A 13,695-nucleotide genomic window follows, 5' to 3' on the forward strand; every position below is an offset into this window, starting at 1 on the left:
GCGGCGGGCCTGAGTGGCACACGGCTCCGGAGGCCCCTTGCGTGCGAGGCAACGGCGCTGGTCACGGCTTCATAGGTGCGCGGCCAACCGCGGCCCGTCCACGGGTAGTCCACGGCCTCCTGGCGATCACCTTGAGGAAACTGCTACTGACTCGCGTTTTACCCCTCAGGGCTGCTGCGCCCGTAGTGCTACCGGAAGACGGAGCGGGTGCGCGCACTCGTCTCGCTTGGTTCGTTGTCCACATAGACGTCATCGTCCCGTCTCCCTTATTGAGCCGGAACTGATGGGTTTCCCACTGGATCGTGTAGCGGACGTGGCGGGCGGCGAAGTGGCCGCAGACGACGTGGGGCTGCCTCCGGCGTCGGTGCAGGAAGCGGCGGGTCTCGTGGGCGAGAGCGTCGGCTGAGGTGGCCCGGGCCGCGTGGACGTGGTGCTTCGGATCGGCGTTCAACAGCTCGTCGGGATTCATCTCGGGGCTGCAGCCGGGCATCAGGTGCAGTTCGACGCGCTCGGCGTGCTCGGCGAGCCAGGCCCCGGACGGTCTTGCTGCGGTGGACCGGGTGCCGGTCGGCGATCACGTGGACCTTGCGGCCGGCATGCCGGGCGAGGCGGTCGAGGAACGCGCAGAACACCCGTGAGGTGAACCTGCCGGGGAAGACGGTGCACCACAGCGCCCCGCGGGAGGCGACGGCCGACATGAGGGTGACCCTGAAGCGGCGGCCGTTCACCCGCACCAGCGGGGTCACTCCGGCCGGGGCCCACGAGCGTCCCGGCGGGGCGGTGTCCGAGCGCAGACCGCACCGATCGGCCCGGACCGGCTCGGCCTTCTCCCCGCTCGCCCGGGCCCGGATCGCCGGATACTCCTCCTGCAGCCACCGGCTGACCTCGTCGCCCTTCTGCCGGCAGGAGCGGCGGGCGGGCCGCTGCGGGCGAAGCCGTGCCGGCGCAGTCACTTGCCCACACCCCGCTCGGTCATCGACACCCCGCACACCGACCGGATCAGGGTCCGCACCGAGACACGGGTCCACAGCACCCCGCTCTGCCCGAGGTCGGCCGGGGTGTCATCCCGCATCGCCTGCAAGACCGCTCCACGGGCGGACTCGTCGACCACCCTCCCTTGCCCGCCCGAGATTCACGCACCGCCGTGAGCGGTGCCTGCCTTCCCCGGTGCGGCAGGCCCGCCACCACGTGCCCACCGGCCGCTCGGAGGCCCCGCACATCTCCGCCGCCTGGCCGTCCGTCTGGACCCGCCCCGACTCCAGCGCACTCACCGCCCGCAGCCGCAGGTCCTCCTGCGCAGCGGGCGGCAGACGCCGCATGTCCCCATCCTCGATCGCGCCCGGTCGACGAGCAGGCAACCCATCAGTTCCGACTCACTACGAATCCGTGGAAACGGGTTTCGTTGCGTGGGGTATCTGGGTGCCGGCGCCGGTCCTTCCCGTTATTGGGACAGCCGCTGCCGGAGCGCTCATTGGGAGAGAGATACGCTGGGTACAGCGTGAGGCTCGGCGAGCATGATTGTGCCTCTGGGGCACGCAGCGGGCACGACGACGATGACGACGGCTCCGCCGGGGTGCTCGCACCCGTCTGACCTGCGGGGGAGCGCTCGCCCCGTCTGATCGGCAAAAGGTCTTGAAAACCGTCGTGGCAGCGATGTCACCGTGGGTTCAGGTCCCACCGCCTCCGCTTGCCGAGCAGTGAGAACGGCCCCTGACCAGGTCATACGGTCAGGGGCCGTTCTGCTGTGCGCTGTCCGCTCGGCACCGTGTTTCCCCGGGCTTCCCATGGTCGCTGTAGTACTGAGCCACCTCGGAGCGACCAGGGACGAAAAGCAGGTGGGTTGCCGACTACGGAGGTGTTCGCGCCGGGCTCAGCCCGGCCTGTGGCGGACGAAAAAGGCTGGCGGTAGGCCTGATGACCAGGTAGGAAGAGCGCCATGAGCGCCTCCGACCCCCAGAATCCCGCCGACCGGCGGACCTTCCTCCGCACCACGCTCGACCTGGGCGATGTGCTGCTGCACCCGTGGGGCCGCGAGGCCGCCGAGTCGAAAGCGATGCTGGACGGCCTGATCGCCGCCGCGGCAGACCCGCAGATCGCGCTCTGGAACCCTCTGGCGATAACCGACCGCGGCGATGCCCGGGCATGGCTCGAATCTCGAGTCGGAGGCTGGGACCGCGGTGCCAGTGCCGCTTTCGCCGTGTTGAACGCCACCGACGGCGTCCTGTTGGGCAACGTCACCCTGCGCTGGGTCGACCGCGCGGACGGCCTGGCGATGACCGGCTACTGGACGCTGCCGACCGCCCGCGGACGGGGTGTGGCCACCCGGGCAACGCGGGAGGTCACCAGCTGGGCCTTCCGGACAGCCAATGCCCGCCGGATCGAGATCGCCCACGCAGTTGGCAACGAGGCTTCCTGTCGGGTGGCCCACCGCTGCGGCTACCTTCCCGAAGGCACCCTGCGCGACTCGCACCGCTTCGGCGACGGGGTGTACCACGACGAGCACCTGCACGCCCGCCTGGCCACCGACCCGGAACCGACCAACCCCACGGGGGAACCGACGGCATACGACAAACCGACCACCGAAAGGGCGAGCGACATGTCACGGTAGCCGGCGAGGCCCTCGCCGCCGAACAGGCCCTGACGGCCAGGCCGTGGGGTTATGAAGCTGCTCGTAGGAGGCGGAGTTGGCCGATTTCTGTGGCGTTCTTCAGGAGTTCTGTGTTCACCCAGGCGGCCATGTGGGCCACGGTGTACGCCGGGTCGCTCGGCCAGGGGAACGGTGCAGTGGTGTCCAGATCGGTGTCGGTGAGGCCGTCCAGCGTCGCGAGCCACTCCGTTCGCAGGCCGCGCAGCCACTGGACGGTCGCCGGCCCTTCTCCGGGCCAGGTGATCTCGGTCCGCTCCCGGGGTCGACGCCCGTGCGCATGGTCCAGGGCCACGCTCCACCACCAGCCGATGTGCCAGTTGATCCAGGCGATGGTCGGTACGGGTACGGGGTCGGGCTCGGTCTCCGCCCAGTCAGGGGTCCAGGTTCCGTCGGCGGCACGGTGCATCGTCCAGCAGTGGGCGGTGGGCTCCCACAGGAAGTCGTCCGGCTCCAGCCGCTCCAGGTGGTACTCGAACAGGGACCAGGTCAGTTCGAACTGCCAGCGCAGTAGTTCTGTTCGGGAGAGGGGGGTGGGGGCGGGGTGGGGGTCTGGGGTGCTCATTCGGGGGCTTTCCAGGTGTGTGCGGTGCGTACGGTCAGATCTCCTCGTCCTCGGCCAGTTGCTCCCTGGACACGTCCCGCAGCTCGGAGAGGTCGACCGAGCGGCCGGACGTGAGGGCGACGCGGGCGAGTGGCATGGTCGGCACTCTAGGGCGGTGGTGCATCTGGGTCTTTCGGTTTTCGTGGGGCGTGGGGCGAGGGGCGAGGGCGGGGGCGGGGCGCGGAGGGTGGAGCAAGGGGGCGGGTCAGGGGTGGTGCCCCGTCGGGCGGGCTGCCGACGCGATGGTCGCGCGGGCCTCGCGTTCGGACAGGCCCGTGGCGAGGGCCGCGTCGGCCAAGGAGTTCACCAGAGCGGGGAGTTTCGTCGGGGACAGCGGGATGACGGCCAGTCCGCGTTCGGCGGCTGACGAAGCGCGTGCGAGGGCCGGCGTGGTGGCCTGCCGGTCGGTGGGGACCATGGGGCTACTTACGTACGCACGTTCGAGAAAGGGAAGGGGGAGTGGGCGCGACTCGCCGGGGTTCGCATGGTTTGCGAAAAAGTGCCGAAATGCTTCACCCCTTGCGGGGCTTGGCGCGGAGCGGGGCGTGTCGAGCGGAGAGGTGACTCAGGGGGAAGAGGGGGTTTATCGACTTGTCCTCACGCTTGCGTGCTAATGAGGGCTTCCGAGGTGGTTCACCGGGATTCGGTGGGCAATCCTGATCCCGCGACGTCGTGCACAGTGCCGGGGCGGTCGGCCAACTCCCCTGGTGACAGCCGTACATCACGCACACACGGTCATGAGCCGGTGCGTCCTTGGTTCTGGAGGGAACACAACATGGCAGGCATCCGTACCGCCTGCGTCGTCGCCGCCGTCTCCGCTCTTCCGCTCGCGGCGGCCCTCTTCACCGGCGTCGCGGCGGCGGACAACGGCGCTCTCGCGGACAACGGATCGAGCGCCACGGCCGCAAGCGCCACGGCGGGAGTGGTCGGCAGCGGCGTCGGCGGCGACAACTTCGGCAACGCGGCCACCACGCAACAGCAGGCCGTCGGTTCCGGCGCCTCGAACCAGAGCAACACCGCCCAGGTCAACGGCTCCGCGTTCACGCCCGTCAGCCAGGGCAACGACAACGTGGTGGTCAGCTTCGCCCCGCTGTGGTGGTGAGGTGAGAGGGCCGACGGCCCTCTGAGGCTGTGTGGGGCGTGATTCGTGGGGTGCAAGGCGTCTGCGCGGCGGTACCGCGGTACCGCCGCGCAGACGTTTTCGGGTTTCCGCGTGCGCGCGCCGGGTGGGAGGTGACCGGCCCCGGCGTCGGAGCCGGGGCCCTCCCGCCAGGTTCCCGCGATGCTTCCCCCAGGGAGGAACCCGCACAGGACCTCCCGCGCTCGTCCACCTTCAGGAGGTGCGGCATGCCCCACCCCTACAACCTGAGGGGGACTCGGCTTCGGGACCTGCGGCCGATCCGCCAAACGTGTTCCACTCATAGCGTTGGGTCATGACCACACCCGTCTGCACCAGCGCTTCGAACGCCGCTGCTCCAGCGGCGCAGACCCTCCCGTACCCGTCGTTCTCGTCGTACATGAGGGCCCGGCAGCCGGTGCTCCTGCGTACCGCCCGGTCCCTGACCGGGAACTCGAGCGACGCGGAGGACCTGCTGCAGACCGCGCTCGCCAAGACGTACGTCGCCTGGGAGCGTATCGAGGACCATCGTGCGCTCGACGGCTATGTGCGCCGGGCGTTGCTGAACACGCGGACGTCGCAGTGGCGCAAGCGCAAGGTGGACGAGTTCGCCTGCGACGAGCTGCCCGAGCCGGACCCGGTGCCCGGTGGCGACGACCCGGCCGAGCGGCAGGCGCTGCGCGACGCGATGTGGCGGGCGATCATGCGGCTGCCCGCGCGGCAGCGTGCCATGGTCGTCCTGCGGTACTACGAGGACCTCAGCGAGGTCCAGACGGCCGAGGTGCTCGGCGTGTCGGTGGGCACGGTGAAGTCGGCCGTTTCGCGGGCGCTCGGGAAGTTGCGGGACGACGCTGAGCTGGGGCTTGTTCGATCCTGATCGTGAATGAAGTTTCGTGAAATGTGATCGATCATCCGTTCACCTAGTGACATACCAAGCGGTATGTGCGCAGAATCAGCGCAACCGTTACCGCCGCGTAGGCAATGTCGCCCAGGAGGACGCCGTGCTCAGCACCATGCAGGACGTACCGTTGCTGATCTCAAGGATCCTGACCCACGGGTCGACGATCCACGGCACCTCACAGGTGATCACCTGGACCGGCGAGGACGAACCGCAGCGCCGTTCCTATGCGGAGATCGGCGCCCGCGCGGCACAGCTGGCCCACGCCCTGCGCGAGGACCTCGGGGTGTCCGGCGACGACCGGGTGGCCACGCTCATGTGGAACAACGCCGAGCATGTGGAGGCGTACTTCGCCGTCCCCTGCATGGGCGCGGTGCTCCACACCCTGAACCTCCGCCTTCCGGCCGAGCAGCTCGCGTGGGTCGTCAACCATGCCGCCGACCGAGTGATCATCGTCAACGGTTCGCTGATCCCGCTGCTCGCTCCGCTGCTGCCGCATCTGAAAACCGTCCAGCACGTCGTCGTGACCGGGCCCGGAGACCGTTCCGCGCTGGCGGACGCCGCCGCCCAGGTGCACGAGTACGAGGACCTGATCACCGGCAAGCCCCTCGCCTACGACTGGCCGGAGCTGGACGAGCGCGCCGCCGCCGCCATGTGCTACACGTCGGGCACGACCGGGGAACCCAAGGGCGTGGTCTACAGCCACCGTTCGATCTACCTGCACTCGATGCAGGTCAACATGGGCCAGTCGATGGGCCTGACCGACCGGGACACCTCGCTGGTCGTGGTTCCCCAGTTCCACGTCAACGCCTGGGGCCTGCCGCACGCCACCTTCATGACCGGCGTCAACATGCTGATGCCGGACCGCTTCCTGCAGCCCGCACCGCTCGCCGAGATGATCGAGGGGGAGCGGCCGACGCACGCCGCCGCCGTCCCCACCATCTGGCAGGGCCTGCTGGCCGAGCTGCTGGCCAAGCCCCGGGACGTCTCCTCCCTCACCCAGGTCACCATCGGCGGCTCGGCCTGTCCGCCCTCGCTGATGGAGGCCTTCGACAAGCTGGGCATGCGGGTCTGCCACGCCTGGGGCATGACGGAGACCTCCCCGCTCGGCACCATCGCCCGCCCCCCGGCCGAGGCCGTGGGCACCGAGGCGGAGTTCGGCTACCGCCTGACCCAGGGCCGTTTCCCGACCGGTGTCGAGGCCCGGCTCACCGGCCCCGGTGGCGAACGGCTCCCCTGGGACGGCGAGTCCGCGGGCGAGCTGGAGGTGCGCGGACCCTGGATCGCCGGCGCCTACTACAACGGCGCCGACGCCGAACCGCTGCGCCCGGCCGACAAGTTCAGCGAGGACGGCTGGCTGAAGACGGGGGACGTCGGCACCATCAGCCGTGACGGCTTCCTCACCCTGACCGACCGGGCCAAGGACGTCATCAAGTCCGGCGGCGAGTGGATCTCCTCCGTCGAGCTGGAGAACGCGCTGATGTCCCACCCCGATGTCGCGGAGGCCGCCGTCGTCGCCGTCCCGGACGACAAGTGGGGCGAGCGCCCGCTGGCCACGGTCGTCCTCAAGGAGGGATCCACCGCTGACTTCACCACCCTGCGCGCCTTCCTCGCCGACGAGGGCGTCGCCAAGTGGCAGCTGCCCGAGCGCTGGACGGTGATCGAGTCGGTGCCGAAGACGAGCGTCGGCAAGTTCGACAAGAAGAAGATTCGCGAATCACTCAGGTTGGGTGAGCTGGACGTGACCAAGCTGGACTGAGCCACCACACCACCGCAGAGGGCCCCGGCGCCATGCTGGGGCCCGCCTGCTGTCCTCCCCACCGAGGAGGCTGGGTTGAGTCATGGTGGGTTGCGTAGCAGCCTCCCCGTCTCTCGACGGCTGGCCGGAACTCAGCCGAACTGCGGCCGTCCTTGGCCGCCTCGGGGCCGTCGAGCCGAAGCTGAGCCTCGGGGCCGCCGAGGCTCTGAACCTCGCTTCCCTGGCCGCTGAGCGGCTTCGCCACGGCCTGACCTCTGCCATCCAACTACCCAACCTCTAAGGAGAGTTGTTTCTCGGAACACCCCTGCCTCGGCTCAGGAGACAGGCGCCCCCGTCGTGTGCGGCGCTCGGCGCACGGTCCCGCCGTTGGCATAAATCGCATCCCCTGCGTCCTCTCCGCGCACGGCCCGGACGTGATGCACCGGGAACGCCTTCGGCCTCGGCTGGAAGTCGGAGGATGCGAAGTGAGCCGCACCCGCATCCTGTCTGTCCGCCGCACGCCCGCGATCGATGCCGCCCTGGCCGAGATCATGAGCGCGTCCGACTCGGCCACGACTACCGAAGCCGTCGCCCGTGCCCTCGACATGTACGCCTCTTGGCTTCGGATGAAGCCGGGAACGACCGCCGTGGTTACTGGTCATACGCGCCGTATGACGCCGTAACACGCGCCCCTTCAGCGGGCTTACCGCAGGCAAGGAGAATCCCCCGACATCTTTAGATGCTGGGGGATCTTGTTGTATCCCAGTCGCATGCTCCAGTCAGCCTTTAAGGGCCTTCCATATGGCGCTAAAAGCAACAATAAACCCGGCCACGACCGCATATGCAATCAAGTTAATGAACCAGTTCGAATTCCGCCGCAAAAACGGTTTGAATTCATCCGATTTCTTGGCCCTCTTCACTGGCGTTTCAACAATGTGAGCAGCAGTGCAGTCGACTGGCTTCCTATCGCCATCAACGAGAACCGAGATGCTTACCTTCTGCCCACTCTTGATGAGCCCAGGCTGAATACACAGATTGCTGCCGATGCTACTCAAGGCAGGTTCAGGTGCACTATTCGGCTCTACGTCCGTAGAGATGATTGAAAGAATCGTGTTATGGAAATTGAATACGAGAGAGTTGTCGCCGCTGGCGAAATCTGCTGCGACGATGTCCCGTCGACCAGAATTCTTCAAGGTGAGCCGAACGACTCTAGGGTTTTGCAGAGAAACTCCACCATGAAGAATCTCGATGGAGGCTGCTGCTTGCCGACTCGCAATGAGACGGAGGTTCTCTACATCACCCCATAGAAGTTTCCTTTTTGGCCTCGCCGCTGCGAGCGTTGCCCACGCTGCGCCGGCACCGACGACAAGCGCAGCAACCACTGTAATGACCGTGTTCCAAAAGTCGTTCGAACCGATGTACGGCTCTGCGGTGATCGCGGCTGCGTTCATCTCTTCTCCCCCGAGGCTAGTTACACTATCCCCTACGGCTTCTTGATTTCCGGGCATTCCTTCTTAGCTCGGGCCGGATCGTGGGCGTCCCAGTAGCGGCAGGCCTGGAAGTGTTCTCTCAGCTCACTCTTGGTGGGCTGGGTGAAAGCGTAGATGGTTGTCACCACCGCAAAAATAAGGTTCACGGCTCCAAAAATGAGGAGGCGCCGCTTTTCTCTAGCCTTTTTATCTTCCCTTTTCACGGGAGTGTTTAGGAGAGCGGCGGCCTTAACTTTTACTGCTTGCTCTGACCCGTTGACCAAAACGGAGTAGGTCAGTTCTTGACCTTTTTGAATGGGGCATCGCTTGATCTTCAACTCTGTCCCGCTAATAGCATAATCTGGTCGGGGAGCTGAATCAGGCTTCGTCGTGACGTCAACCACGCCCTCGATAGGCACGCTAAAGTCGAAAATCAACGAGTCGTCGTCGAGCGTGAAGTCGCCCTGTACTATATCCCGGCGTCCCGCATTGCGCAGTTTCAACTCGATTAGCCTGGCTTCGGTCAATGGCCCCGTGGCAGAGGCTGCGTGTGTAATTGTGATGGGAGATGGCGCGCCGCTGGAGGTCTCCGGAACTAGGCTCTGATTACTGCGCTCATCCCAGGCGATCCGCCTCTTAGGGTTGTTGGATCTCAACGCCGCCCAACAACCCAACGCGCCAACAGTGATGCCGACTACGGCACCGATACTGGTGTTCCAAAAGTCGTTCGAGCCGACATAGCTTTCGGCGATGATCATCATTGCTCCCCCCGAGCCCTCTCTCTGCTGACAGCGTGGCGACACTGTAGGGCCAGAGCCAGGGCGGGCCAACTCGGCTAGCGCGCAGGGCGTTTACGCGTACTCGCGGCGGCTTGATCGTTCACGCACGCCCCTAAGCATCTTGCCGTGAGCATGACGAAGCCCCGCACCCTCTTGGGTGTCCGGGGGCTCTCGTCGTCTCTACGGGGCTTCCCTCGGCTTCAGGTTCCTTGTCTCGGCTAGCCACTCCTGCCCCGGCTAGCCCTCGGACGGCTCGCCCCAGACGCACGCCCTTGAAGGGTGAACCTCAGCGGTCCCCGTGCTGGGCACGATGCGGCCAACTCTCCCCGTGGCCGTGTCGTACACCAACTGTCTCTCCCTCAGCGGCACTCTTCAGCCCCCTTCGGGACCGCCGCTTCGAGCACGGCTGACAGCCGGTCGGCTACGTCCGCTCGACACCCCCCAAGCTCGACCATGGCGGCCCCGTTCACGAACCATGCCCCCGACAGGGAAAGAGCACTGACCGAGTAGTACGGCGTAGCCATTGGAACGGCCCGCCGAGCGGTTCAAGAGCTGTGTGACCGCGGCCTGGCGGTCACGCTCTCGAAGGGAACGTTCATCACTACACCGCAGGATCAGCCCGAGGGCGAGTAGCGGCAGGGGCGTGATGATGGCCCGTGGCCACATCTCCACCCTTGACCTCCGGGCATTCAAAGCCCCTTCTGCACCCCGTCTCGCGGGCAAATCTGCAAAATGGCTCGACAGGTTTACCCTGGGGCGACATTGTGTGTTCATGGATGCGGACCGCCTTAGCGCCAAGCTAGCCCCCGAGTCGATAGCGGACACGCTGATTCACGCGGGTCTTTTTCTAACCGCCTACGAACTCATCAAGCCGCAAATCATCGAAAGCGTTCGCGAATTCTTCTGGCGCGGAATGAAAGATGGGAAGATGCTTTACGATGAGTCGGCGTATGCTCGCAGCGTTTTGGCACTCAATCCGGGTAGCAAGTACCTTGCTTCATGCGCTTGGCTCGTCAGCATGGACGCTCTCACCGATGACCAGGTCGCTACACTCGGGGAAATCCAGAAGCATCGGCATGAGATTGCCCATGAGCTGCCGAAACTGCTAGTTGACCCCGACTTCGAGGTGCGAACGGACTTACTAGCGGCCGCCGTAGAGTGCGTGAGATGTCTTGGCGTGTTTTGGGGCTCCATTGAAGCGGACGCAAACCCTAACTTCGACGGGCAAGAGATCGACTATGACGGCATCAAATCCGGCCCGTACCTCCTTATGGAATACCTGGCATCCATTGCTGGGATCAGCGCAAGGGGAGAAGGTCAATAAAAAACTCCCCCTGCCGAAGCAGGGGGAGTTACTAGGGTCAAGATGTCGCAGCCTTGATGATCTGGACCGAGTCAGCCTCGGCCACAGCAACGCCGGCCACGCGCATGGTGAGCTTGAAGCCGACTCGATCCGACTCAAATCCGGCGTCTTCACTCACTCGCACCTGAGCGTTACGGCGAATACCGGCAAAGAGCCGGGAAGCGTCCGCAACACAAACCGTCTTAGCCGGAATGAACGCGCTAGGCAGAATCGGCAGGCCCCAAGCCGTGGAAGCCGGGGAATCGACCGGGGAACCGCCCTGGTACTGGCCGCTACCGGAAGCCTTCTCCTTGCGCAGAGCCGCGGCCATGTCGAGGCTAGCCCAGATAACCGAGGGATGCCCATTAATGGCCTCGATGCGTGCCACGGCGTCGGCCAGGTCGTCATAGGTAACTACCTTGCTGCCGGCCGCCAGGGAAGTCGTCACACCCTGACCCAGGACGCCCTTAACCGGGTCGGTAAGGGCGCCGTTGAAGGCGTCGGAATCGAACCGAAGGCTCGCATCCCGAAGAAGGTTCTGCGCAATGATGTTGCGCAGATCGAGAGCGCTATCTTCCAAAATCTCCGAGCTTGCCCACTGCACCCGGCCGATCTTCTTAGCCGGGAAGCTCAGGGACGCCCAAGTCATCGTGCCCTCGGGAAGCTCTCGCCCTCACCGCGGTAATCTTCACCATCGGACTCAATGAGCTGCGGAACCTGAAGAGTGTCCGTATTGAAGGGGAGAACGTTCCCGGCGGGGAGGGCACGGAGAAACGTGCTCTGAGCCTTCAGTACGTCAACGTACTGAGCAGACGTCTTGCTCGGGACCGTGTACCCGCCGGCCGAGGGCGTTCCCTCGGCGATGAGCGCCCGATACTCGTTCAGAGACGGCATGAGGGCACGCCACTCGTCAGGGTCGCTCGGTCCGTTGCCGGGGGTCAGGAACCCCGCCTGCCGACCAGCAAGGGAGCGAACCTCCGCCTCGCGCTCGCCACACTCGACAGCCTCGCGGGCCTCGGCCTCCAGCTGCATAACGTCACGGTCGATCTTCTCGACGCGCTCTCGCTTCTCAGCCGCGGTCATCTTGTTATCGGCCTCGATGGTACGAAGCTCGGCAATGAGCTTGGAACGCTCTTCGAGAGCGGCCGTTGCCTGCCGCTTGTGCAGATCAGTAGACATATACATTCCTCTTCGGTCAGGGCCGAGAAGCGGCCATGCGAAAGCCGCCCGACACCCGGCAATGGGTGGGGCGGCTTTGAGATAAGGGCGGATAGGTTTAGTTAGAATGGCGGGGTGTGAGCTAGGCGCCTTAGCTCCGCCTCTTCGACATAGCGGACGCGTCGAGCTATCCGGCGGGCTAGGTCCTTACAGGACGGGCCACAGTAGCGGCGCCTACGCCCTGGCCCATGCTCGACGCTAAAGGGCTTCTTGCAAGCCCAGCATCTAAGTTCAACGTCGTTACTCATGTTCTGTGTCTCTTCGAAATTGCGTATGGGGAGCGCAGTTTCAGGCGGGATGCACATAGCGGCCCGGCTCATGGCCTTTGGAGTCAAACCATGGAAACCGGGCCGCTGCTGCTGCCGCACCGCCCATGCCGCACCTGCCCCCGATCCCGAAGGGACCGAAGCTCTCTGTCCTGCATAATCTATAGACCGGTTATGACGCGAAACTCGCCACGAAGCTAAGCGTGATCCCGATCACGCCAGAAAGCCAGGGCTATCCGTAGTAGCGCACAGAGAATGAATGAATTCCCACGACTTCAGGCGAACCCCCGCACGATCAAAGACAGCTAGGGTGGTGGGTGCCGGTAAAGCGCCGCCAGAGTTTAAGATCCGCCCTATGGTCATGCGCACGGCCGAAAGTTGCCGTGAAAGAGTCTGAGCGGTCCTGAGGGCCGCTAGCAGCATGAGAAGCAGGGGAAATGCAGTGAAGCTCTGTGTCGAGCCACAGAACGGCGCCTAGGCCGTTCAGCCGGCCTTACTGGCTGACCATGGCCGAAGGCATGGAATGTTCTTCTATCGCTCCGACTCCCTGTCTGGAGTCGTTCACTCAGCCTTGGCTGTTAGGAGACTCCGAAGCTACAGAGCAAAGGAGTCTTAGTCTGTCTGCTCTCAGCTCTGCTCTGCGGCTTCGAGCTTTCGGCCTAGGGTGAGTGAGCGGAGCAAGCTAACAGAAAGCCTCGGCCGGCCGAGGCTGTTAGATAGCTACTGTCTTACTAAGCGGCCCCGGTATCGAGAGGGGCCGCTATCTAGCTATTGCTCTGCTTTCTACTGAGTAGCCCTGCTCTATCGCCAGGGCTCTAGCTACCGCTACTGCTGTTGCTCCTGGCCTCAGTCTTCGGCCAGGGCTGTACTGCTCACTCCGTGGCCCAGGCTCTATAGGAAACTCGCGTTTCCGCAGGTCAAGGCATTGACGTTGCTCGCTAGGCGAGCGCTTTCGCATCGTCGCCCCGGTAGAGATCCAGCGCGAACAGTGCAGCGTCACGCTGCTTCGGGAGAGACGGCACGCTCGGCCGCTCACGGGTAGCCGCACCCATCACGCCATGGCGAGAGCAGCGGTTCGGATCCTTGGGCGCCTTACCTCCGCCCCGGTATTCGTACGCCATGAGCAGACACCGGGCGTCAGCCTCCGGCGCGAGAACACCCGCAGTCTTCAGCTTCGCTATCGCCTTACGCACGTTCTGACCGTTGACCCCGAGCAACCCCACAAGTTCCCCGCGGCCGTACTCGGAATGCCCGTACCGGTCGGCACGGGCAATCGCATAACCCAGAAGCCGCGTATCGGTGGCCAGGGTCGTGCATTGCGCCATGGCAAACGCGGCATCCTGGCTCATTCCAAACCATGGGCCACGGGAAACGGTGGCACGCTCGCACGGCTCATACTCGACGTCCCACGGCGCTTCCGTTGCGTTGTTGGCCTCAGTAACGACTTCGGTCATTGGCCAGTCCCCCTCTTGGATCGGGCATGAGAAAAGCCCCGACTGTCGCCGGGGCCGTCGTTAGGCGTTTTCTCGGTCTAGGTGTATCTCAGGAATGGTGGCGGGATCAAAGAGCAGCCGTGCCATAACAGAGAAGGGGTGGCGTTTGCAAGAACCAGTTTAAACA

The 13,695-nt window shown here is 65.1% G+C and carries 12 protein-coding genes and 2 pseudogenes; 6 read left to right on the forward strand and 8 right to left on the reverse strand.

Annotated elements, in window-relative coordinates:
- Positions 1 to 266: 266 nt before the first annotated feature.
- The gene (locus WJ438_RS20965; protein ID WP_406726620.1) at positions 267 to 989 is read right to left on the reverse strand and encodes a transposase; all 723 of its coding nucleotides are present in this window, start codon (positions 987 to 989) and stop codon (positions 267 to 269) included.
- Positions 950 to 1,072, reverse strand: a complete 123-nt coding sequence (locus tag WJ438_RS20970) for a winged helix-turn-helix domain-containing protein (RefSeq protein ID WP_406726621.1) — start codon at positions 1,070 to 1,072, stop codon at positions 950 to 952. The genes WJ438_RS20965 and WJ438_RS20970 overlap by 40 nt, the downstream gene beginning before the upstream one ends.
- 864 nt (positions 1,073 to 1,936) lie before the next feature.
- Here WJ438_RS20970 and WJ438_RS20975 point away from each other — a divergent pair.
- Positions 1,937 to 2,608, forward strand: a complete 672-nt coding sequence (locus WJ438_RS20975) for a GNAT family N-acetyltransferase (protein ID WP_406726622.1) — start codon at positions 1,937 to 1,939, stop codon at positions 2,606 to 2,608.
- Positions 2,609 to 2,657: 49 nt separating this feature from the next.
- Here WJ438_RS20975 and WJ438_RS20980 read toward each other — a convergent pair whose 3' ends face one another.
- Both WJ438_RS20980 and WJ438_RS20985 read right to left on the reverse strand, forming a co-directional pair.
- Entirely contained in the window at positions 2,658 to 3,209 is a 552-nt protein-coding gene (locus WJ438_RS20980) for a DinB family protein (RefSeq protein ID WP_406726623.1), read from the reverse strand.
- Between the two features lie 346 nt (positions 3,210 to 3,555).
- Positions 3,556 to 3,666: pseudogene (locus WJ438_RS20985) on the reverse strand (DNA primase); the annotation flags it as partial.
- Positions 3,667 to 4,023: 357 nt separating this feature from the next.
- Here WJ438_RS20985 and WJ438_RS20990 point away from each other — a divergent pair.
- The 4 genes from WJ438_RS20990 (at position 4,024) to WJ438_RS21005 (ending at position 7,684) form a co-directional block, all read left to right on the forward strand.
- Positions 4,024 to 4,350 carry a hypothetical protein gene (locus tag WJ438_RS20990; protein ID WP_406726624.1) on the forward strand — a complete coding sequence of 109 codons (327 nt, stop codon included), beginning with the start codon at positions 4,024 to 4,026 and terminating at the stop codon, positions 4,348 to 4,350.
- 331 nt (positions 4,351 to 4,681) lie between these two features.
- On the forward strand, positions 4,682 to 5,242 hold the full coding sequence (locus WJ438_RS20995) for a SigE family RNA polymerase sigma factor (RefSeq protein ID WP_406726625.1): 561 nt from the start codon (positions 4,682 to 4,684) through the stop codon (positions 5,240 to 5,242).
- 124 nt (positions 5,243 to 5,366) lie between these two features.
- Positions 5,367 to 7,022 carry a long-chain fatty acid--CoA ligase gene (locus tag WJ438_RS21000; protein ID WP_406726626.1) on the forward strand — a complete coding sequence of 552 codons (1,656 nt, stop codon included), beginning with the start codon at positions 5,367 to 5,369 and terminating at the stop codon, positions 7,020 to 7,022.
- A 464-nt stretch (positions 7,023 to 7,486) separates the two neighbouring features.
- On the forward strand, positions 7,487 to 7,684 hold the full coding sequence (locus WJ438_RS21005; RefSeq protein WP_406726627.1) for a hypothetical protein: 198 nt from the start codon (positions 7,487 to 7,489) through the stop codon (positions 7,682 to 7,684).
- 96 nt (positions 7,685 to 7,780) lie between these two features.
- On the opposite strand, the gene WJ438_RS21010 is transcribed toward WJ438_RS21005, so the two are convergent.
- Positions 7,781 to 8,452, reverse strand: coding sequence for a hypothetical protein (locus WJ438_RS21010; RefSeq protein WP_406726628.1), 672 nt, complete (start codon positions 8,450 to 8,452; stop codon positions 7,781 to 7,783).
- Between the two features lie 32 nt (positions 8,453 to 8,484).
- Positions 8,485 to 9,231, reverse strand: coding sequence for a hypothetical protein (locus WJ438_RS21015; protein WP_406726629.1), 747 nt, complete (start codon positions 9,229 to 9,231; stop codon positions 8,485 to 8,487).
- A gap of 661 nt (positions 9,232 to 9,892) precedes the next feature.
- On the opposite strand from WJ438_RS21015, the gene WJ438_RS21020 reads away from it, so the two are divergent.
- A complete protein-coding gene (locus WJ438_RS21020) occupies positions 9,893 to 10,573 on the forward strand; it encodes a hypothetical protein (RefSeq protein WP_406726630.1) in 681 nt (226 codons plus the stop codon).
- A 37-nt stretch (positions 10,574 to 10,610) separates the two neighbouring features.
- On the opposite strand, the pseudogene WJ438_RS21025 reads toward WJ438_RS21020, so the two are convergent.
- Positions 10,611 to 11,776 (reverse strand): annotated as a pseudogene (locus WJ438_RS21025) (phage major capsid protein).
- Between the two features lie 1,237 nt (positions 11,777 to 13,013).
- The gene (locus tag WJ438_RS21030; RefSeq protein ID WP_406726631.1) at positions 13,014 to 13,529 is read right to left on the reverse strand and encodes a hypothetical protein; all 516 of its coding nucleotides are present in this window, start codon (positions 13,527 to 13,529) and stop codon (positions 13,014 to 13,016) included.
- Positions 13,530 to 13,695: the final 166 nt, after the last annotated feature.

It is taken from the genome of Streptomyces sp. GD-15H (assembly GCF_045291515.1).
Taxonomy (GTDB): Bacteria; Actinomycetota; Actinomycetes; order Streptomycetales; family Streptomycetaceae; genus Streptomyces.

What these genes read in the sequence shown, in the direction of transcription:
- WJ438_RS20970 (WP_406726621.1), bottom strand. Translation starts at nt 1,072, where the DNA reads ATGCGGGATGACACCCCGGCCGACCTCGGGCAGAGCGGGGTGCTGTGG.
- WJ438_RS20975 (WP_406726622.1), top strand. Translation starts at nt 1,937, where the DNA reads ATGAGCGCCTCCGACCCCCAGAATCCCGCCGACCGGCGGACCTTCCTC.
- WJ438_RS20980 (WP_406726623.1), bottom strand. Translation starts at nt 3,209, where the DNA reads ATGAGCACCCCAGACCCCCACCCCGCCCCCACCCCCCTCTCCCGAACA.
- WJ438_RS20990 (WP_406726624.1), top strand. Translation starts at nt 4,024, where the DNA reads ATGGCAGGCATCCGTACCGCCTGCGTCGTCGCCGCCGTCTCCGCTCTT.
- WJ438_RS20995 (WP_406726625.1), top strand. Translation starts at nt 4,682, where the DNA reads ATGACCACACCCGTCTGCACCAGCGCTTCGAACGCCGCTGCTCCAGCG.
- WJ438_RS21010 (WP_406726628.1), bottom strand. Translation starts at nt 8,452, where the DNA reads ATGAACGCAGCCGCGATCACCGCAGAGCCGTACATCGGTTCGAACGAC.
- WJ438_RS21015 (WP_406726629.1), bottom strand. Translation starts at nt 9,231, where the DNA reads ATGATGATCATCGCCGAAAGCTATGTCGGCTCGAACGACTTTTGGAAC.
- WJ438_RS21030 (WP_406726631.1), bottom strand. Translation starts at nt 13,529, where the DNA reads ATGACCGAAGTCGTTACTGAGGCCAACAACGCAACGGAAGCGCCGTGG.